Origin of the sequence: Dietzia sp., assembly GCF_036741115.1 — a bacterium.
Classification (GTDB): Bacteria; Actinomycetota; Actinomycetes; order Mycobacteriales; family Mycobacteriaceae; genus Dietzia.
On the sequence record NZ_DAINST010000062.1, the window covers coordinates 1 to 19,818 of the forward strand.

20 protein-coding genes are annotated in these 19,818 nt (G+C 67.4%); 4 read left to right on the forward strand and 16 right to left on the reverse strand.

Translation table 11 applies throughout. The features are described from left to right. Both V7E05_RS10270 and V7E05_RS10275 read left to right on the forward strand, forming a co-directional pair. The coding region (locus V7E05_RS10270; protein WP_333619561.1) for an SRPBCC family protein at positions 1-447 on the forward strand (447 nt) is incomplete at its 5' end. Then, positions 434-1,123 carry a TetR/AcrR family transcriptional regulator gene (locus tag V7E05_RS10275; RefSeq protein ID WP_333619562.1) on the forward strand — a complete coding sequence of 230 codons (690 nt, stop codon included), beginning with the start codon at positions 434-436 and terminating at the stop codon, positions 1,121-1,123. The genes V7E05_RS10270 and V7E05_RS10275, both read left to right, overlap by 14 nt. Before the next feature lie 25 nt (positions 1,124-1,148). Here the strand turns inward: V7E05_RS10275 and V7E05_RS10280 are convergent, their stop codons facing one another. From V7E05_RS10280 to V7E05_RS10320, 9 genes are all read right to left on the reverse strand, one after another. Continuing rightward, positions 1,149-1,991: an AMP-binding protein gene (locus V7E05_RS10280; protein WP_333619563.1), complete on the reverse strand. Its 843-nt coding sequence runs from the start codon at positions 1,989-1,991 to the stop codon at positions 1,149-1,151. Beyond that, entirely contained in the window at positions 1,984-2,988 is a 1,005-nt protein-coding gene (locus V7E05_RS10285) for an SDR family NAD(P)-dependent oxidoreductase (RefSeq protein ID WP_333619564.1), read from the reverse strand. The genes V7E05_RS10280 and V7E05_RS10285 overlap by 8 nt, the downstream gene beginning before the upstream one ends. A gap of 6 nt (positions 2,989-2,994) precedes the next feature. Beyond that, on the reverse strand, positions 2,995-4,464 hold the full coding sequence (locus V7E05_RS10290; RefSeq protein WP_333619565.1) for an aldehyde dehydrogenase family protein: 1,470 nt from the start codon (positions 4,462-4,464) through the stop codon (positions 2,995-2,997). A 24-nt stretch (positions 4,465-4,488) separates the two neighbouring features. Further along, positions 4,489-5,565, reverse strand: coding sequence for a PDR/VanB family oxidoreductase (locus tag V7E05_RS10295; RefSeq protein ID WP_333619566.1), 1,077 nt, complete (start codon positions 5,563-5,565; stop codon positions 4,489-4,491). 35 nt (positions 5,566-5,600) lie between these two features. Next, complete coding sequence (locus V7E05_RS10300; protein WP_333619567.1) at positions 5,601-6,536, reverse strand: metal-dependent hydrolase; 936 nt, start codon at positions 6,534-6,536, stop codon at positions 5,601-5,603. Further along, a complete protein-coding gene (locus tag V7E05_RS10305) occupies positions 6,533-8,068 on the reverse strand; it encodes a flavin-containing monooxygenase (RefSeq protein WP_333619568.1) in 1,536 nt (511 codons plus the stop codon). Before V7E05_RS10305 ends, V7E05_RS10300 begins: the two co-directional genes overlap by 4 nt. A gap of 335 nt (positions 8,069-8,403) precedes the next feature. Next, the gene (locus tag V7E05_RS10310) at positions 8,404-9,216 is read right to left on the reverse strand and encodes an enoyl-CoA hydratase-related protein (protein ID WP_333619569.1); all 813 of its coding nucleotides are present in this window, start codon (positions 9,214-9,216) and stop codon (positions 8,404-8,406) included. 156 nt (positions 9,217-9,372) lie between these two features. After that, complete coding sequence (locus V7E05_RS10315) at positions 9,373-11,565, reverse strand: 3-hydroxyacyl-CoA dehydrogenase NAD-binding domain-containing protein (RefSeq protein WP_333619570.1); 2,193 nt, start codon at positions 11,563-11,565, stop codon at positions 9,373-9,375. A 47-nt stretch (positions 11,566-11,612) separates the two neighbouring features. Next, positions 11,613-12,830 carry an acetyl-CoA C-acetyltransferase gene (locus V7E05_RS10320; protein WP_333619571.1) on the reverse strand — a complete coding sequence of 406 codons (1,218 nt, stop codon included), beginning with the start codon at positions 12,828-12,830 and terminating at the stop codon, positions 11,613-11,615. Between the two features lie 127 nt (positions 12,831-12,957). Here V7E05_RS10320 and V7E05_RS10325 point away from each other — a divergent pair, with 127 nt between their 5' ends. Further along, complete coding sequence (locus V7E05_RS10325; RefSeq protein ID WP_333619572.1) at positions 12,958-13,347, forward strand: hypothetical protein; 390 nt, start codon at positions 12,958-12,960, stop codon at positions 13,345-13,347. Between the two features lie 107 nt (positions 13,348-13,454). Here V7E05_RS10325 and V7E05_RS10330 read toward each other — a convergent pair whose 3' ends face one another. Further along, positions 13,455-13,784: a nuclear transport factor 2 family protein gene (locus V7E05_RS10330; RefSeq protein WP_333619573.1), complete on the reverse strand. Its 330-nt coding sequence runs from the start codon at positions 13,782-13,784 to the stop codon at positions 13,455-13,457. A 29-nt stretch (positions 13,785-13,813) separates the two neighbouring features. Beyond that, on the reverse strand, positions 13,814-14,569 hold the full coding sequence (locus tag V7E05_RS10335) for an SDR family oxidoreductase (protein WP_333619574.1): 756 nt from the start codon (positions 14,567-14,569) through the stop codon (positions 13,814-13,816). Between the two features lie 98 nt (positions 14,570-14,667). Here V7E05_RS10335 and V7E05_RS10340 point away from each other — a divergent pair, with 98 nt between their 5' ends. After that, positions 14,668-15,369 (forward strand): TetR/AcrR family transcriptional regulator, encoded by a 702-nt coding sequence (locus V7E05_RS10340; RefSeq protein ID WP_333619575.1) that lies wholly within the window; start codon positions 14,668-14,670, stop codon positions 15,367-15,369. Between the two features lie 118 nt (positions 15,370-15,487). Here the strand turns inward: V7E05_RS10340 and V7E05_RS10345 are convergent, their stop codons facing one another. From V7E05_RS10345 to V7E05_RS10370, 5 genes are all read right to left on the reverse strand, one after another. Next, positions 15,488-16,021: a hypothetical protein gene (locus V7E05_RS10345; RefSeq protein ID WP_333619576.1), complete on the reverse strand. Its 534-nt coding sequence runs from the start codon at positions 16,019-16,021 to the stop codon at positions 15,488-15,490. Between the two features lie 1,750 nt (positions 16,022-17,771). Continuing rightward, positions 17,772-18,083: a putative quinol monooxygenase gene (locus V7E05_RS10350; RefSeq protein WP_333619577.1), complete on the reverse strand. Its 312-nt coding sequence runs from the start codon at positions 18,081-18,083 to the stop codon at positions 17,772-17,774. Positions 18,084-18,154: 71 nt separating this feature from the next. Next, on the reverse strand, positions 18,155-18,568 hold the full coding sequence (locus V7E05_RS10355) for a GlcG/HbpS family heme-binding protein (protein ID WP_333619578.1): 414 nt from the start codon (positions 18,566-18,568) through the stop codon (positions 18,155-18,157). A 343-nt stretch (positions 18,569-18,911) separates the two neighbouring features. Further along, positions 18,912-19,466 carry a type 1 glutamine amidotransferase domain-containing protein gene (locus V7E05_RS10365; protein ID WP_333619579.1) on the reverse strand — a complete coding sequence of 185 codons (555 nt, stop codon included), beginning with the start codon at positions 19,464-19,466 and terminating at the stop codon, positions 18,912-18,914. A gap of 1 nt (position 19,467) precedes the next feature. After that, positions 19,468-19,686, reverse strand: a complete 219-nt coding sequence (locus V7E05_RS10370; RefSeq protein WP_333619580.1) for a hypothetical protein — start codon at positions 19,684-19,686, stop codon at positions 19,468-19,470. Positions 19,687-19,818: the final 132 nt, after the last annotated feature.

Genomic DNA, 19,818 nt, shown 5'->3' on the forward strand with positions numbered 1-19,818 from the left:
CACGAATTCTCCGTAAGGCGCTCGTTCAGCGGCGACGCCCGAGCGCTCCTCGAACGCGAGGCCGATGCCTCGCAGTGGCACCGGTGGGCGCCGGCGCCTACCAACGGGTTCGAGTGGGAGTCGGAGCCCCCGGCCGACCTCGGGGAGGGCGCGTCGCGGCGCCTGTCGCTGGGGCCGCTCGCCCTCGTCGAGCGCACGGTGGAGTACGTGCCCGGGGAGCACCACACGTACACCATGGACCCGCTTCTCACGATGCGCGATTACGTCGCGACCCTGCGCATCACCCGTGCCGATGCCGATGGCGGCGAGTTCGTGTGGACCTCGTCCTTGACGACGACGGACCCCGTCTCCGGCGTGGTCTTCCCCTTCGCGATGAAGCGCGTGATCACCCAGATCGCCGACAAACTCGTGGAGTCGGCGGCGAAGGGCCTCGATGGCCGAGCCTGATTCCGGGAACTCCGGCGGGCGGCGGTGGCAGGGCGTCGACCCCGTCGACCGGCGCACGGAACGCAAGCTCAAGCTCATCGAGGCGGGCATCGACCTCCTCGCCGCCGAAGGCCCCACCGCGGTGACGATGCGCGAGGTGTGCCGGCGCGCCGGCCTCACCGGACGCTATTTCTACGAGTCCTTCGACAACCGCGACACGTTCCTCTTCCACATCTTCGACCTCGTCGTCGACGACGCCGAACAGACGATCACTCAGGCCATCGCCACCGCCCCTGGTGATCCGGCCGAAGCCACGGTGCACATCGCCCGGGCCTTCACCGACTTCCTCGTCGAAGATCCCCGGCGCGGGCAGGTGCTGCTCATCCAGTCGGTCACCTCCGAGCTGTACGCCCACGGCCGCGAGCTCACGGGCCGTTTTACCGCCATTGTCGAGGTTCTCAAGGCGTCGTTTACCGCCGAAGGCGGAGAGCTCCCGCGGGACGATGCGTATACCGACCGGTGGGACCCGCTCGCCGTATTCGGCGCGCTCGCCTTCGTCTATCAGGACTGGCTTCTGCATCCCGGAGACGTCGGCGCCGAAGGGATCTCCTCGTACATCGGGCACCTGATCACTTCGCTCACGGGCGTCGGCGCAGTCGGAAGAGCCGGAGGAACCGGGGGCGGCGGGCGCGACTAGCGAACGGGCCTCACCCCGTCGCGGTTCAGCCGCGCTGCCAGATCGACGGGCGCGCGAACTTCGCGGTAGCGGCGTCGGCCGCCGGGTCCGCGATCACGGTGATCTCCGATCCCAGCACGCCGAGCAGGCCAGCGGCACTCAGCCAATCGACGAGTCCGTCCCGCGGCTCGAACCCGGGCTCCGCGATAAACGAACGCGCATGCGGTTCCTGGCCGATTCCGAGCGAGGCCGCAAGCTCCCGGATGCCTTCGACGAGCTCATCGTGGCTCCACGTGCGCGCCCCCACCTCGGCACTCCACTCGATGACGGCGACGGTCCCCGGTTCCGAAGGACGTCCGGCCTCCACGGCTGCGGCCGAACCCCCGCCCGCCGGGACGAGCTCGTCGAGCGGGACCGTGTTCGCCGGTGATTCCGAGCGATCGGTGTCGAACACGACGGCTTGATGAAGGGGAGCTCCGGCGTCATCCAGGCGTTGGGCGAACTGCGCCTCGCAGAGGACGACGGGCGGCCTGGCCGGCGGGCGCGCCGACGTAGCCGCCGAGCGGAGGACGGCGCCGAGCTCGCGCTCGGGCAGCGATCCGGGGACCGGCATCAATGCCGCCCCAAGCCGCATGGCAGCGAGGAACGCGACGTAGACCTCCTGCCGGTTCGACGACATGACGACGAGCGGCGCCGCTCGTCCGGCGCCCACCTGCTCGAGGCCCGCGGCCGTGCGTTGTGCCGCGGCGTCGAGCTGCGCGAACGTCGCGAGAATCTCGCCGTCGGCCCGGCGGAGGGCGGCGGCGTCGGGCTTGGAGCGGAGACGGCGGACGAAGCCGGCGCACGAGGAGGGGTATGCGGTGGGGTGCGCGATGGGAGGGTTACCCATGCGGTGCGGGATCGGCGCCCCGGCCTGCGGGCGATGCCTCGGGCGCGGTCGCCTGGGACTCGGCTGCCTGGGACACGGCCGTCTGCGACGCAGCCGATTCGGTCGCGGCCGAATCGGTCGCAGCCGAATGGCGGGCAGCCGACCGACGGGACAGAGACTCCAGTCCATCGCGCAGGGAACGGTCGCGTGCCGTGACTCCCTCGACGTAGGGGATGAGCCCATTGGCGACGTCGAGCGCGAGCCACGCCTTGGGCGCCACCATTCGCGCGCGCCGCGACTCGATCTGCCGCGCGATCGCCTCGGCGGCATCGTCGGGTGGTAGGCGGCGGCCGAGCCAACCCGGCAGCATGCGATCGAGGGCTCGCCCAAACGGATCCTCGTCGAGGGTCTTGGCGGCGAGCGGGGTGTCGATCATGCCGAGCATCGCGAGCCCGACGGACGTCCCCTCGACGGAGAGCTCGAGGCGCAGCGCGCGGGCGATCGCCTCCACCGAGGACTTCGAGGCCATGTACGGCGAGCCGCCGGGGCCGGGCATGAACGCGGAGCAGGAGCCGGTGATTTGGATGTGCCCACCCGCCCCGACCACCTCGTCGGCCGTGGCCTGCACCGTGTTGAGTACGCCCATGACGTTGACGTCGAGGACCGTCCGCATGGTCTCGGGGTCCATCTGCCGCAGCGTCGCAGGCGCCGGTGTGATCCCCGCGTTGGCGACCGCGACGTCGATGCCGCCGAAGCGCTCTACGGCCGTAGATGCGGCGGCCTGGAGGTCCTCGGCACGACGGACATCGGCCTGGGCGGCGATGGCGCCGTCGCCTCCGCCGAGCTCCGCAGCAACCGACTCCGCCGCCGCGCCGTCGATGTCGATGACCGCGACGCGGGCGCCCCGGCGGTGACACGTGCGCGCGAGCGCGGCTCCGATGCCCCCTCCCGCCCCCGTGATGAGGACGGTCTTCCCGCGCAGGTCGAGCGACCCGTTATCTCTATTCCGGGAGAACACGGCGTATCAGGCCTTTCCGAGGAGCTGCCTGATGGCCCCGGCGCGGCCGTGGACCTCCTTGACGACCCGCCCGATGAGCTCGTCGACCTTCGGCCCGCGCTTGAACGAGGTGAGCGGGATCGGCGCGTTGACCAGCGTCTCGGTGCAGGCGCGCGCGTAGGCGAACTCGCGCAGGCCGTCGGCCCCGTGCACGCGACCGAAGCCCGACTGCTTGACGCCGCCGAGCGGGAGAGTGGGGACCGCGGCGTGCATCACGTATCCGTTGATGCTCACGTTGCCGGAGGTGATCCGGTCGGCGATCGCGCGACCGTTGCGCTTCGAACACACGGTGAGCCCGAGCGCGTATTCGCTCGCGTTGGTGAGCCGGACGGCCTCGTCCATATCGGCGACGGCGCGGATGGTCATGGTCGGCCCGAAGGTCTCCTCGGTGACCGCAGCGGAGTCCTCGGGGACGTCGGTGAGGACGACCGGCTGGACGACCTGCCCGTCGATGGAGCCGAGGCCGCCGAGGAGCGCCTGTCCCCCGCGGCTCAATGCGTCGGAGATATGGGACCGGACGATTTCCACCTGGCGCGGCATGGTCATCCGGCCGATCTGCGTGCTTCCGTCGTCTGCCGCCCTGAGCGCCCGCGCCGCCTCGAGCACGTGCTCGGTGAACTCCTCGGCCACCGCCTCGTGGATGTAGACCCGCTCGACGGCGAGGCACGTCTGCCCTGCGTTGGACATCGCTCCCCACACCGCGGCATCCGCGGCCGCGGCGACGTCGGCATCCGCGTCGACGACGAGCGCGTCCTTGCCGCCGCATTCGAGGAGGGCGGGAGTGAGGTTCTCGGCGCAGGCGGCGAGGATGCGCTTGCCGGTGGCCGTGGAGCCGGTGAACCCGATCTTGTCGACCCCGGAACGGCACAGCGCCGCGCCAACGTCCCCACCACCGGTGATGCACTGGGCGATATCGAATTCGCCGGTGGCCCGGTGGAACGAGGCGATGAGGGCCTGACCGGTGCGGGGCGTCCACTCCGAGGGCTTGAAAACCACGGAGTTCCCGGCGGCGAGAGCGAAGGCCACCGAACCCATCGGGGTGAAGACCGGATAGTTCCACGGGCCGATGACCCCGACGACACCGTAGGGAAGGTACTCGACCGTCGCGCGGAGATTGCTGGTGAGCGCCGAGGTCGCCACCCTGCGCCTACCGAGAACCTTCTCCGCGTTCTTCGCGGCCCACGCAAGGTGCTCGAGCGCCATCACGATCTCGAACATCGCATCCGAGTGGGGCTTGCCCATCTCCTCGGACAGGGTCTCCGCTATCCGGTCGGCGTTCTTCGCCAGGTCCGCCCGCCACGCGTCGAGGAGGCCCCGGCGCTTCTCGAAGCCCATTTGCTGCCACCGCGCGCTCGCCTTTCGCGCGCCGGCGACGGCGCGTTCCACATCGGCGGGGGTGTCGAAGATCGGGGTGGGCGTGGGCAGGGTCGTCGTCATGAGAGGGCTCCGATTCTCGCTGGGTTAGAGGTCGATGGTGAGCTGCGGACTGGCGGCCCGGGAGACACAGGTGAGCATGTAGTCCTCGCGCTCGGCATCGGTGAGCCGCTTGTCCCTGTGGTCGACGTCGCCGGCGATCACCTTTGTCATGCACGAAGAACAGAAGCCTTGACGGCACGAGTACTTGACGCCCGGGACCACGCGTCGGATCGCCTCGAGCATCGTCTCGTCCGAGCCGACCTCGACGCGCTCCTTCGTCCCGGCGATGAGCACCGAGAACGGCTCCCCGCCGGCGACCCTTGCCGGCGAGAACCGCTCGGTGTGCAGGGAGGCGGTGGGGTCGAGCCCCGAGATGACGCCGCGGGCCGTCGTCATGAGTGGGGGCGGTCCGCACATGTAGATGGCCGCGCCCTTGGCCGCGCCGCCGAGGATGTGGACGATGTCCGGGCGGCCGAATTCGTCGTCCGGGCGGACGACGACCCGGGAGCCGTCCGGATCGAGCTCGGCGAGCTCGTCGAGGAAGGGCAGCGAGTCCCGGCTCCTGCCGAGATAGGCGAGTCGCCACTCGGCGCCGTTGCGGGCAGCGTGGCGGATCATGGGCAGGATCGGGGTGATCCCGATCCCGCCGGCCACGAAGAGATAGCTGTCGGTGTCGTGGAACGGGAACGCGTTGCGCGGCCCGCGGATGGTGAGGGTGTCGCCCTCGGACAGCGAGTGCATTTCCTTCGAGCCGCCGTCGCCGTCCGGGATGCGGCGGACCGCGATCCGGTACGTCGAGCGGTCATCGACGTCGCCGTTGAGCGAGTAGCTGCGCTGCAGGCCCGAGGGCAGGAAGAGGTCGAGGTGCGCCCCCGGGCGCCACGACGGGAGCTCGGCGACCTCCGGATCGGCGGGGGCGAGCTCGAACGAACGCACGCCCTCGGCCTCGTCCCGGATGCGCTCGACCCGCACCTCGATGTCGTAGCCGGTGTGCCGGACCGGGGCCGGGCGCGACAAGTATGGCGCGAGCGGGCTCCGCGCGAAGACCGCCCTATAGCTGTCGGCTGCGGCTTCGAACAGCCGCATGCCCAGGGTGATATCGGCGTTCTTGTTCATCGACATGGTCTCCGCCTTCGTCTCAGTCCCTACGGCTGTTCTCAACTGGAGACCTCCCCGTGGTGCACGGCCGGCGACTGGGCGAGGTAGCGGACGGCGAGATCCATGTTGCCCATCTGCGAAGGGTGGAACTTCTTCCGCAGGTACACGGGCGTTTCCGTGAGGAAGAACTTCGTCGACGGCATGGCGTTCGCCTTGATCGCCCTGCGCAGGGACATGAACCACGGCTCCCGCTTCTCCGGCAGCTCCGGATCGGACTTGTAGAGCTTGCGCGCGGTGCTGAAGAACAGCACGGCGAGGATCGCGCTCGCGGCGAACGACGTGCGGACGCGGCGGGCGTAGGAGCCGTCGACGTATTGGAACGCGTCGAAGACGACGTTGCGGTGCTCGACCTCCTCGGCGCCGTGCCATTTGAGCAGGTCCATCATCTGCGGGTACGTGTTGTTCTCCTCGAGCCCATTGCTCGTGAGGAACCATTCGCCGACGACGGCCGTGTAGTGCTCCATCGCGGCGAACAGGCCGAGGCGCTCCGCGAGCCACTCTTGCTTCGCGCGCCCGGTGAGCTTCTTGTACCCGAGGACGTTGTCGACCATCCACTCCATGCGGGACGCGGTGGTCTCCGAATTGAGTCCCTTCTCGGCGAGGTACTCCCGTGCGCCCCGGTGCGAGTCCGCGTGCTGCGTTTCCTGGCCGATGAACCCGCGGATCTCCTCGGCAAGGCGCGGGTCCTCGACGTAGGGAAGGGCGTCGGCGAGCGCCTGGGACATGGCCCGTTCCCCTTCGGGCAGGACCAGGTGCATCGCGTTGTACATGTGGACGGCCATGGGCTGCCCCGGGATGTAGTGCAGGGGCATCCCGTCCCATTCGAAGTGGACGTCGCGCGCCTCGATCGAATAGGACTCGTCGGCGTAGGCGCCCGAAACGGTGGGCGTGGCACTGCCGGCGGAGGTACCGGACTGTTGTTTCTCGGTGCTCATGAGTAGCTCGACTCCTTAGTCCCGGACTCGGCCGGGGTCGACGGATCGCGAAGTGGCTGTGCGCTCGTGTCGCGGGAGAGGTAGTCCGCGAGCTCGATGCTCTTGGTGCGAGCGCGGAACTGGCGGAAGAACCCGGGGAACCACGCGACGTTTCGCCCGTTGGCGTCGAGGTAGTACGAGGCGCAGCCGCCGGAGTTCCACACCGAGCCGGCGAGCTTGCCGTCGAGCTCTTCGGTGTAGGCGTCGATGACGTCCTCGCGCACCTCGAGGCTCGAGAGCCCGTGCTCGCGCATCTTCTCGAGCGCGGAGATTATGTACTCCACCTGGGCTTCGATGACGACGACCATCGACGTATAGACCGCGGCGTTGGGCCCGAGGATCTGGAACAGATTCGGGAATCCGTTCGCGGCAGTGCCCATGTAGCAATAGGGCGACGGCGACCACTGCTCGGTGAGCGATACGCCGTTGGAGTCGTGTACGCGGTCGTAGAACGGGTGGCCTGCGACCTTGAATCCGGTGGCGAGAACGAGGACATCGAGCTCGTGGACGCGCCCGTCGCGGGTCTCGACCCCTTCGGGCACGATGCGCTTGATCCCCTCGGTGACGACCTCGGTATTCGACGCCGCCATGGCCGGGTAGTACTTGTTCGAGAAAGTGGGGCGCTTGCAGCCGAACATGTACTGCGGGGTGAGCGCTTCGCGCAGCTCGGGGTCCCGCACCTGCCGGCGCAGGTGCATCCGCGCCACCGCCTCCATGCCCTTGAGCAGGGAGGGCCGCCACACCAGCCCCGGCACCATGGACTCGAGGGCGAGGTCGATGCTCGTGCGCAGGGCCCGCTGCGTGGCCGGGACGCGCTCGAAGAGGTTCTGCATCCAGCCCGGGATGGGGCGGTCGGGGTGCGGCATGATCCACGTGGGCGTCCGCTGGAAGACCGTGAGGGATTTTCCGGCCGCCTGGGCCTGCGGAATGATCTGGACGCCGGAGGCGCCGGTGCCGATGACCCCGATGCGCTTACCCGACCAGTCCCGGTCGTGGTCCCAGTTCGCCGAGCGCTGCACCTCGCCGCGGAAATCCTCGATGCCCTCGAAATGCGGATTCGCCGGCTCACTGAAGGGGCCGATCGCGCCGACGACGACCCGGGCGGCCCACTCCCCCTCGGATGTACGCAGGGACCACATCTGATCCTCGTCGATCCAGGTGAGGTCGAGCACCTCGTGGTCGAGCCTGAGGTGCGGGGTCACCCCGAAATCGTCCGAGACCTTCTGGAGGTAGTCGAAGAGCTCTGGCTGCAGCGGATAGAGCCGCGACCAGTCCGGCTTCGGCGCAAAGGAGAACGAGTACAGCGCGGCCGGGATATCGCACTGCGCGCCCGGATACGTGTTCGCCTCCCACGTGCCGCCTACCCGCAAAGACCTGTCGAAGACGAGGAAATTGTCGATCCCCTCGTCGAGTAGCCGCTTCGCCGTGCAGATGCCGCCGAAGCCGGCACCGATCACCGCGACGTCCAAGAAGCTCGAATCACCGGAATGCACTGTCGACTCCTTCGGATTCATGCCGGGAGGCACGGTCGGGGTGTGATCAACGTCATCCTCAGTGTGAATTAGACATCACCTGATGTCAAGACGATTCGTGATGGGAAATTCGCGTGTCGGGCGCCATGGATTCGCGGCTCCTCCACGCCTCGGGAGCGCGGGTCTGCGCCTCGGCATGCAGGCAGCGCGAAATACGCCGATCTCCCCCGCTCCCGAATCGGTTCGACGATTCGGCGCGGAGGAGATCGGATGATGCAGGCCGAAGCTGCTTCGGCGGTGGATGGAGTTGTCGGGCTGTCGGGCAGCCGGGATATCGGAATAGGAGCGCAGACCCGCTAGCGGAGCGACACGAAATCCGGCCGGCGCTTCCCGAGGAGCGCGGAAACGCCCTCCGCGAATTCTGGGCCGGTGAGAAGCTCGGTCTGCCCGTCGGATTCGAGCTCCAGCGCGGCGTCGAGCTGGGCGAGAAGCGGGGCGTTGACGCCGACCTTGGTCATCCGCAAGGCGTTGCGGGGACCCCGCGCGAGACGACGGGCCCGCTTCGCCACTCCCTCGGCGAACTCGTCGGCGGGCAGCGTCTCGGCGATCATGCCGAGCTCCGCGGCATCCCGCGCCGACACCATCTTCGCGCCGAAGAGCACGTCGTTCGCCCGAGCCCGGCCGATCGAGGCCGCCAGGAGAACGGTAGCCCCGCCATCGGGCATGAGCCCGAGGCCGGAAAACGCGAAGAAGAGGTAGGCGTCCTCCGAGAGGACGGCGAAATCCGAGGCCAGCGCGATGGACACGCCGACGCCTGCGGCCGGGCCGTTGACGGCGGCGATCACGGGAACCGGGACACGGACGATAGTGCGCACGAGCAGGCCCGCGGCGTCCATCGAACGGCGCGCGATCGCCGTCGCCTCGTCCCCGGTCGCCTTGGAATCTGCGTGATTCTGCAGGTCGGCGCCGGTGGTGAATGCGGGACCCGCCCCGGTGATGACGATCGTCGTCGTCACGGGGTCGGACCCCACCTCGTCCACGAGGGCGGCCAGCGCCTCCATCGTGGCGATGTCGAAGGCGTTCATCACCTCGGCGCGATCGATGGTGATCGTCGCGATGCCGAGCTCGTCGGTCTCTGCTCGCAGTGCGTCACGTCCGGAGTTCGTCATGTCCGTCCTTGTCCTCGGAGGATGCGGACACGTCTCACGTCACGACGGTCGCGCATGGTGTCTGTTCTCGGTGTCTTCGTCTTCCATCTGGCGAGCCGTCGACCGGAGCCCCGGGCCGGAGGTCAGGCCCCGGGGCTCGCGGTCAGTCGGGCCTGCTCAGGGCTGCACCTGCTCGTAGGTGCCGCCGTTCTCGGCCTTCTCCACGAGCGAGGCGGGCGGGGTGAACCGCTCGCCGTAGGTCGCGGCGAGCTCATTGGCCCGGGCGACGAAGCCCTTGAGCCCGCCCGGGTACTGGTCGATGAAGCGGATGACGCCGCCGGTCCAGCCCGGGAAGCCGATGCCGAGGATCGACCCGACGTTCGCGTCAGTCGTCGACTCGAGCACCCCCTCGTCGAGGCACAGCACGGTCTCGATCGCCTCGGCGAAGAGCATCCGGTCGATGGCGTCCTGGAACGGGATCTCCTTGTCGCCGCCGAACGCGTCCTTGAGGCCGGGCCACAGGGTGGTGCGCTTGCCGTCGACGTAGTCGTAGAACCCCGCGCCCGTGGAACGCCCCTTGCGGTCGAACTCGTCGATCATCCTGTCGATGACGGCGTCCGCCGGGTGCTCGACCCACTCCTTGCCCTCGCGGAGCGTGCCCGCCTTCGTCTCCTCGCGGATCTTGCGCGGCAAGGTGAGCGTGAGCTCGTCCATGAGGCCGAGGACCGGGGCCGGGTAACCGGCCTGCGTCGAGGCCTGCACGACCTCGGTCGCGGGAACGCCCTCGCCGACCATCGCGACGCCCTCGTTGAGGAACTTTCCGATGACCCGGCTGGTGAAGAAACCACGCGAATCGTTGACGACGATCGGCGTCTTGGAAATGCGGCCGACGATCGCGAGCGCCCGATTGAGCGTCTCCTCCGAGGTCTTCTCGCCCTTGATGATCTCGACGAGCGGCATCTTGTCCACCGGCGAGAAGAAGTGGAGGCCGATGAAGTCCGCGGGACGATCCATCCCCTCGGCGAGCTCGGTGATCGGGAGGGTCGAGGTGTTCGAGCACAGGAGCGCATCGGGCTCGATGTACTGCGCGATCTCCGCGAACACCTTGGTCTTGACCTCGGGGTCCTCGAATACGGCCTCGATGACCGCCTGCGAACCGGCCGTGTCGGACGCGTCGGCGGTGGGGGTGATGCGGGCGAGCAGCGCCTCGCCCTTCGCCTTCGCCGCCTCGGCGGCCTCGCCCTTGGCCCGCGAGATCGACTTCTCCACGAGCTTCTCCGAGTAGTTCTTGCCCTTCTCGGCGGCCTCGAGCGAGACGTCCTTGAGGACCACCTCGAGGCCGGCCTTCGCGGAGACGTAGGCAATGGCGGCGCCCATCATGCCGGCGCCGAGAACGGTGATCTTCTCGACGGGCTTGTCGACGTTCTTGGCGGCCTTCGCCGTCACACCATTCGCGGTCTGCAGGTCGAAGAAGAACGCGCGGATCATGTTCTTGGCGGTCTGGCTCGCGACGAGCTCGCCGAAGTAGCGGCGCTCGATGGTGCGGGCGCTGTCGAAGTCGAGGGCGGCACCCTCGACGGCCGCGGACATGATGGCAACGGGCGCAGGGTACGGGGCGCCCTTGAGCTGCTTGCGCAGCAGCGCGGGGAGCATCGGGAGCTTGGAGGCGAAACCGCGGTTCGCCCACGTGCCGCCGGGCACGCGGTAGCCCTTCTCGTCCCACGGCTGGCGGGACTCGGGGTTCTCGGCGATCCACTTCTTCGCCGCGGGGACGAGGTCATCGCGGGAGGCGACGAGTTCGTCGACGACGCCGAGCTCGAGGGCCTTGTCCGGGCGGAGCCGCTTGCCCTCGAGGAGGAGGTTCATCAGCGCCGACTCGACGCCGAGGAGGCGGACGGTACGGACGATGCCGCCCCCGCCGGGGAGGAGGCCGAGGCCGACTTCGGGGAGGCCGAGCTGGATCTTGGGATCGTCGACGACGATCCTGCGGTGGCAGGACAGCGCGATCTCGAGGCCGCCGCCGAGCGCGGCGCCGGCGATCGCGGCGACGGTGGGGACGCCGAGGGTCTCGATCTCGCGGAGCGCGTTGGTGATCCGGTCCGTGGTGGCCTGCGATTCCGCCGGCTCCCCGAGCGGGACGGCGAGGAGGGCGTTGAGGTCTCCGCCGGCGAAGAACGTCTTCTTCGCGGATGTGAAGATCACGCCCTTGACCTCGCCCTTCTCGTGGGCTTCGCGGATCTTCGCGACGGTCGCGTCGAGGGACTCGACGAAGTCGTCGTTCATCGTGTTGGCACCCTGGTTCGGATCATCGAGCTCGAGGGTGACGATTCCGTCGGCGTCCAGCGTGTAATTGATGGTGTTGGTCGACATCTAATGCTCCTGTGGGGACTTCGGTGTGGACGAGGTGACGCCGGCCGCTAGACGCGTTCGATGATGGTCGCGATGCCCATGCCCGCACCCACGCAGAGGGTGGCGAGGGCGCGCTTCTTCCCGGTCCGCTCGAGCTCGTCGAGCGCGGTGCCGAGAATCATCGCGCCGGTGGCGCCGAGCGGGTGGCCCATGGCGATGGAGCCGCCGTTGACGTTGATCTTGTCGATCGGGGCGCCGGTGTCCTTGGAGAACTTCATCGGAACGGCCGCGAAGGCCTCGTTGACCTCGAAGAGATCGATGTCGTCGATGGTGAGCCCCGCCTTGGCGAGCACCTTTGCCGCCGCAGGAGTGGGGCCCGTGAGCATGATCGTCGGCTCCGAGCCAACCACGCCGGCGGTGATGAACTTCGCACGCGGCGTGAGCCCGTTGCGCTTCCCCGCCTCTTCGCTGCCGATGAGCATCATCGCGGCGCCGTCGACGATGCCCGAGGAGTTGCCTGCGTGGTGGACGTGCTCGATCGACTCGACCGTGACGTACTTCTGCAGGGCGACGGAGTCGAAGCCGGCCTCCCGGCCGAGCATCTCGAACGAGGGCTTGAGGGCGGCGAGGTCGTCGGCCGTCGTTCCCGAGCGGATGTGCTCGTCGCGGTCGAGCATGAGCTGCCCCGCGGAATCCACGACGGGCACGATCGACCTGGCGAAGCGGCCCTCTTCCCAGGCCTGCGTCGCCAGCTCCTGCGAGCGCTGGGCGAACTCGTCGACCTGGCGGCGGCTGAAGCCCTCCATCGTGGCGATGAGGTCGGCGCCGACGCCCTGCGGAACGAACGACGTGCGGTAGTTGATGTTCGGGTTCTCGGCCCATGCGCCGCCGTCCGAAGCCATCGGCACGCGCGACATCGACTCGACGCCGCCGGCGAGGACGAGGTCCTCCCAGCCCGATCGCACCTTCTCCGCGCCGAGGTTGACGGCCTCGAGGCCGGAAGCGCAGAAGCGGTTCTCCTGAACGCCGGGGATCGTCTCCGGGAGGCCCGCGGCGAGGGCGGCCACGCGGGGAAGCACGGCGCCCTGGTCGCCGACCGGCGAGACGATGCCCATGACTATGTCGTCGATCTGGCTCCGGTCGAGATCGGGGTTCCGGTCGAGCAGACCGTTGATCACGGTGACTGCGAGCTCGATGGGCGCGATCGTGTGGAGCGAACCCGTGGCTTTTCCGCGTCCGCGCGGAGTGCGGACGGAATCGAAGATGAAGGCTTCCTGGCCCGGCATATGGCTTCCCTTCGTGCAGATGTCGAGGAGCCTCGGCGGACTCCGTGGTGGAATATATTCCATCACATCACATATATGTGCGATTTGAACCAGAGGGTGCCCGTGGGGGCGGTCTTGTTCGAGCGGAATGGTCGGCGGATCGCGCTGGGTCGAGGACGGCGCGGCGGTCGGCGTCAACCTCGACTCGAGCGGCCCCCGCTCGCGCGCGGTGGACGGACAGCCCCGTTCGACCAGGCAGGATATGCGGGGCGAGCTCCCATTCCTCAGTGTATTGGCCCGTGAACTGCGGCCAATACGTCATCGGGTCCTCGGCGAACAACGAGTCGAGACGCCCAGCGAGATTCTGCTCGAACACTGCCAGGCGCGCGCCGTCAACTCGATCCGCGGAGGGGATGGGCAGCGGCTCCAGCAGGTCGAACCCCGTGTAAGCGAGCGTGCCGTGGAGCAGCCCGAAGAGCAGCTCGTCGACCTGTCCGCTTTTGCCGCGGGGACCGATCGCACGCGGCCGGCCCGATAGTCGAGAACCACAAACCCGAAGCCTTGGCCGGGGCGCTCTCGCCCCGGCCTCAGGCGCCGGCATGACTAGCGCCGGTCAGAGGCGCCGGCCAGACCGGTGCCGAGCCCTCAGCCCTCGCGGATCGTCATTGAGGAGATCTTGTCGCCCTCGACGGTGAACGCGAACGACGACGGCCCGTTGGCGTGCGTGGACCGCCAGTCGCCGGTCACGACGATCGCGCCGTCGCGGTCCGCGACGTCGGCTACCGTCAGCGTCGGTTCGGAGCCCACGAACTGCTCGGCGCTCCACGCGTTAATCCGGTCGAGCCCCCGGAACTCCGTGCCCCAGTCGTCGACCACCGGGACGGCGGCGAACCACGTGTCGAACACCTTCTCGTCGTGCTGGTTGACGGCCTCGAGGAACGAGGCGACAGGCTCCGGAATATCGAAATCGGCCATGTGCCTATCCTTTCTTCCGCTCGTGTCGACTAACGAGTGGTGTATCCACCGTTGGCGAAGATCGTCTGCCCGGTGATCCACCAGCCCTCGGACGCGAGGAACGTGACGAGCGGGGCGATATCCTCGATCTTCGTGAGCTGATTGCCCAGCGCCTGGGACTTGTGGAACTCCACCCGCTCGGGTGTCTCCTGCCCATAGAAGAACGGCGTGTCCATCGGGCCGGGCGCGACGGCGTTGACAGAGATCCCGCGCTCGGCGAACTCCTTTGCCGCGGCCCTCGTGAAGTGTTCGACGGGGCTCTTCCCGCCCGCATAGGTCGAGTATCCGTCCGTGAACGCCGCGAGCAACGCGGTGACGATGGTGATGATCTTCCCGTCGTCGGCGACGTGCTTCCCGGCCTCCTTGATAAAGAAGTAGGCCGCCTTCGAGTTGATGTCGAACATCGAGTCGTACTCGTCCTCGGTCGTCTCGACGATGGGCTTGCGGAGCACCTTCCCCACCGCGTTGACGGCGACGTCGATCGGCCCGATCGCGGCCTCGGCATCGGCGAACAGCTTCTCTACATTTGCAGGCACCGTGAGGTCGCCCGAGAGCACGACACCCTTCGCCCCCGCAGCCTCGACCGCAGCGAGGGTCTCTTCGGCCTCGCTCCGCGAGGATTCGGAGTTGTAGTGGATGGCGATGTTGGCGCCGGCCTGTGCGGACAGGCGAGAGATCAGCCCGCCGAGGTTCTTGCCGCCTCCGGCGATGAGCACGTTCTTCCCGTTGAGGGTCCTGTCTGCCATTTGTCCTCCTCAGTACGTTCTGTTCCGAGGCCTTCGGGCCCCGTCCTATATCAGTGCAACATTTCTACATATCACCGATACAGCGCTACTGTAACAGCGTGAGCGCGAATCCGAACACCGATACACGGACGCGGCTGCTCGACGCCGCGGCCACCCTCGTCGCCGCAAACCCCGGAGGCGATTTCTCGCTGCGGGCCGTGTGCGATGCGGCGGGCGTCAAGCTGCCCACGATGTATCACTTCTTCGGGAGCAAGAGCGGCCTGGTCGATGCCGTAATCGAGCGCGGTTTCGACATGTATCTCACGGTGAAGTCGGCGAACGAGTCCTCCGGCGATCCCATCGGCGACATCCGTGCCGGCTGGGACGCCCACGTCGAATTCGGGATCGAGAACCCGGGCTTCTACACACTCATGTACGGCCAGGTGCGCCCCGGCGAGATCCCGGCCGCACAGTCTCGCCCCACCGGCATATTGCTTTCACTCACAGACAAGGCCGAGGCCGAGGACCGGCTCGTCGTGCCTTCCGCCCATGCCGCGGAACACATACTGTCCGCGAATATCGGGCTCACGCTCCGACTGATTGCACGTGGGACCGGGGATAAGGCCCTGTCGGACGCCATGCGTGACGCCGTCGTCGCAGCGATCACGGGGACGTCCGCCTCAGCGGCATCCTCCGAAAGGCCAGGAGGCGAGCTCATCGAGACGGCCGCCGCACGACCGGAGATCCTCGGCGATTCCGAGACCACGCTCTTCGTGGAATGGGCGCGCAGGATCCGGAATGCCACTGGCTCTTTCGAATAGATGTTTCTCGGCGTTGTCGACGGCCGGCGCGCTCGCTCACTGCGAATGTTCGTCGCCCGAGACGGCCGAATCGGCGATGGACGCCTGGGAATAGCCGCCGCCGAAAAACTCCGGTGATCTAAGCGAGGGCGTCGAGGACGCGGGCCACGTCGTCTGCAGTGTTGTGAAGATAGAAGGCCAGGCGAGCCCGGCCGTTTCGAGCCGAACTGCGGATCCCTGCGGCGGCGAGGCGGTCGGCCTTGTCGCCGAGGTCGAGCGAGACGATCGCGTTGCCCCGCGGCTCGAGTCCGAAACCGGCGAGGAGGCTGTCGGCGAGTCCCACGCAATGCGCGTGGACCTCGGCGCGGTCGAGGCCGGCGAGCCATGGCAGGGCCGCGGCCGCCCCGGCATGCGAGATCCACGCTGGCGAAGAATCGAAACGGCGGGCGGTATCGGCGAGGCGCAGCGGAAGGCCGAAGATGGACTCCCACCGGTTAGCTCCCGCGTAGAAATTCGCGGCGCGCGGCGTCATACCGGATCCGAGTCGCTCGGAGATGGACATCCACGCACAGCCGCGAGGGCTGAGGAGCCATTTGTAGCCGCTCGCGACGACCGCGTCCGCCCAGGCCAGGGGGCCGTCGAACCAGCCCAGCGCCTGGGTCGCGTCGAGCACGCCGCGGGATCCGAGCCGCGGGTGGACTCACGGAGCGCGTCGAGGTCGAGGATGCGGCCGGCGGCGGACTGGACGACCGAGTCGGCAACGAGATCGGCGCCGCGGGCCGCGTCCGCGATCCGGTCGACCGTCTCGCAGATACCCGACGCACTCGGCGAGCTTCACACGATCCGCACGCTATCGAGCGGACTGCTTCTCGACATCGAGCCGGTCGCACTCCCCCACCGCCTCGAGCTGGCGCGCCTCATTCCGATCCGCGGCCGACACCCGCACGTACACCACCCGTTGTCCACGCGGACGCGAGGCCCGGCGAGCTGGCTTCGAATCCGGCTTTGGCTTCCGCTCGATCATGTCCTCCGAGTCCGTCGCCTCCACCCGGATTGACCAGTCCAACTCGTCCCGGCGACGGAACCGAGTACGTACGCGCCCGCGGCTGACGATGAGCACCTCCTCGCCACCGTCACCCGAAGAATTCAGTAAACGTCCCGATCCGATCAGCCATGAGGAGACCCTTCCCCCGGAATCTGTATCAATAAATCGTAGACCCCATGGGAAGTCGTTTCATACGTACCGAACCAGACCCTGTGACACAGCAGCGTTGGCTGGCGGCATATCGTCCCGCACGGGTGTACCCCAGTGGATCGAAGGGAGCCCGGGACCGGCGCCACCTCCGGGACAGAGGCGACAATTCCTTGCGCGGTCCGAGATCGACTGCCTCAGAGGGGAGTTCATGGCTCTTGATGACCAGACGCAGGCCAGATGGGTGCTGTGGAACAGATGCCGACGGAGCCGGAGGAATAGTCGGCGGACACAGGGTCCCTCGTGCGGCTCGGGAAGCTCTGCAGACCACCGAAGGCTCGCAGAGAGGTCATGTCCTCCTCGCGTCGAGGCTGACTAACGCAGCACAGAACGTGGTTGGCAATCTGCACCTGTGCGCGCCGGTACCCGCTCAGCTGTCGTAGTCCTTGCGCCGCTGGTGATCCTCTAGCTACGCCGCCGCGGGCGCCTCCCGGAGGAATGAAGTTCCTCGACAGTCTGCGTACAAGTCCGCTACCGGAAACCCCTTCCCTACAATCCAGGTCATTATGTTCCCAACGCTGGTCTGGGCCTTCAGGGGTACTCCTTTAGCCGTTCTCACCGGGCAGCTTGTATGCGAGCCCGTCGATGTTCTGGATGCTCGGGTCCGCGCTGAACAACTCTCCAACCTGCGCGGCGAGTGCCTGTCCGACATCCCCGACAGGGCGGCGTCTCGCCCTTGATCCGAGAGGTCGCCTTGACCGGTCCGGAGGCCCCGGAGTGGCGCAGCCGGCCGTCCAGCTCCGTGCCCTTGCCTCCGGGCGCGGGCACGGAGCTCGACCTCGACTGCGTCGCTCAGCTGGGCGACCGGTACGGGCCGCCGGCTCCGCGGCGCGACCTCATCCTGTCGACGGTTGATCGTGACCGCGAGATACCGGCCCAGCGGACTGCCCGCCAGAGGTTCCCCCGACGACTGGGGAATGCGGCGGGCGAGGACGACCCCGCATACGCCCAAGCCAGCCAGGACCACTGTGTTCACAACCCATGCCATGTGCTACCTGCATTTAGACGGGTGACGACCCGGGGCAAGAGTCACGGAAGCCGCGGCCCCGAAGACGAATACGGGCACTCAGGGTCATGGTGCTGCTACGGCGAGGCGCCAGGCTTCTAGCCTGGCGCCTGCGCACGCATGGCGAGCACCAAGTCCTGTGGCCGCCGCGGGCGGCCGCTTGCTCTATGCGGGCTGCTTCTCCGCGACGACATCGAGCTGTTCGATCACGGGCTCCTCGAAGAGCTCACCCGTTTTCTCACCGAGCGCTTTCGCGACCTCACCCGACAGGTGCGCCTGGCGCCCGTCGTCGTCGGGAAATGCGTCAAAGATCCCGAACGACGAGGGTCCGAACTGAATCGCGAACCACCGGACGGTCTTGGGCTCACCCTCTACGATTGACAGCCCCTGGTTCAAGAAGTCGCGGACTTCGTCCTCCCTGCCGGGCAGTGCTTCGAGGCGCACCAGAAGCGCTTTGCTGACATTTGTTGTTGCCATCTTGGATCTATCCTTTACTCGGTTTTGCGTTCTCTGGGATGGATTAGAAATCTTGCGTTCTCTGGGATGGATTAGAACGCCGCTACAGCTGCCTCGGCGACCGTCTGATCCTGCTCGCCGCTACCCCCGCTCACTCCTACCGCGCCGACGACCACGCCGTCGCGGCGCAGCGGGATGCCGCCAGCGAAGACCATGACCCTGCCATGGTTCGAGCCCTGGATGCCGTAGAACTGCTCGCCGGGCTGAGCATTGTCGGCCAGGTCCTTGGTGGCGATGTCGAAGGCGCGCGCCGTAAAGGCCTTGTTGATCGAGATGTCGACGCTGCCCACCCACGCGTTGTCCATGCGAATGTGGGAAACTAAGTTAGCACCCGCATCGACCACCGCAATGTTGCTTGGCGACCCGATCTCTTCCGCCTTAGCCTGAGCCGCCGCGATCACGCGCTGAGCGTCCTCGAGCGATACGGATTCGAGCTTGATGGTCATGAGTACCTCCTGGTTGTGTGCCAATTGCCAATCTCGTCGACCGATGGGCTAGGGCTGTCTCGCTTAAGTTCGACGCCATGCCTGTGTTTTCGCCGAGCGCTTCCGCCACGATTCCGGACAGGTGGGCATCACGTCCGGCGTCGTCCGGAAAGACGTCGAAGATCTCGAATGAGGGACGGGCCGAGAAGGATCGCGAACCACGCGATGGTGGCCTGCTATCCCTCAACAAGCCCACGGCCGCTGTCGAGGAAGTCTCTCACCTCGTCCTACTTGCCGGGCAACGCGTCGAACCTGACCAGCAGTCCCTTGGTCACACTCATGACGACACCTCTCCCTGCGTTTCTTACCGTACCGAAGTGCCCTCGATTTGGGACGCGATCGCCTCGGAGAACGCAGGCAGGTCCTCCGGCGAGCGGCTGGTGATCAGGTTCCCGTCGAGCACGACCTCCTGGTCAACGACCTCTGCACCGGCATTGCGCAGATCCGTGCGGATGCTCGGGAAGGACGTCAAGGTGCGACCGGTGGCCACGCCAGCCTCGATCAACGTCCACGGACCGTGACAGATCGCCGCCACGGGCTTGCCACTGTCAACGAAATCGCGGACGAAGGAAACGGCGTCCTTGTCGACCCGAAGCTGGTCGGGGTTCACCGTGCCGCCGGGAAGCAGCAGCGCGTCGTAGTCGCCCACCGAGGCGTCGGCGACCAACCCGTCGACGGTGAACGTACCCGCTTCATCCAAGTCGTTCTCACGGGCCTTGATCTCGCCGTCGTGGATCGAGAGGACCTCTGTCCGGGCGCCGGCCCGGTCCAGTGCTTCGCGGGGTTGCTCGAGCTCAACGCGTTCGACCCCGTCCGCGGCGAGGATCGCGACCCTCTTGCCCTGAAGATCTGCTGCCATCTCAGTTTCCCTTCTTTCCGTTTGACATGCCGGGCTTGATGAGGACCTTGGTCCAACCCTTGGACCTGGCGTCGAAGTTCTTGTAGGCATCGAGCGCCAGTGGAACAATGACTCCGAGGGCGCAGACGATGGCGATGATCGGGGTACTTATACGGTCGATCGCCCCATGGATAGTGCGTCGTAGGTAGCGGAACGATGCGCCGACTTTTTCGGCGATCACGAGGCGGCTCCACCGTAGACGATCCCTGCGGCAGGGCTACCAGACGTCGGTCGGGTCCGAGATCCGCTGGCATGCGCCCTGCCATATCCAGCACCGCAGCTTGTCGCCGTCGATCGTCACCTGGACGCCCAC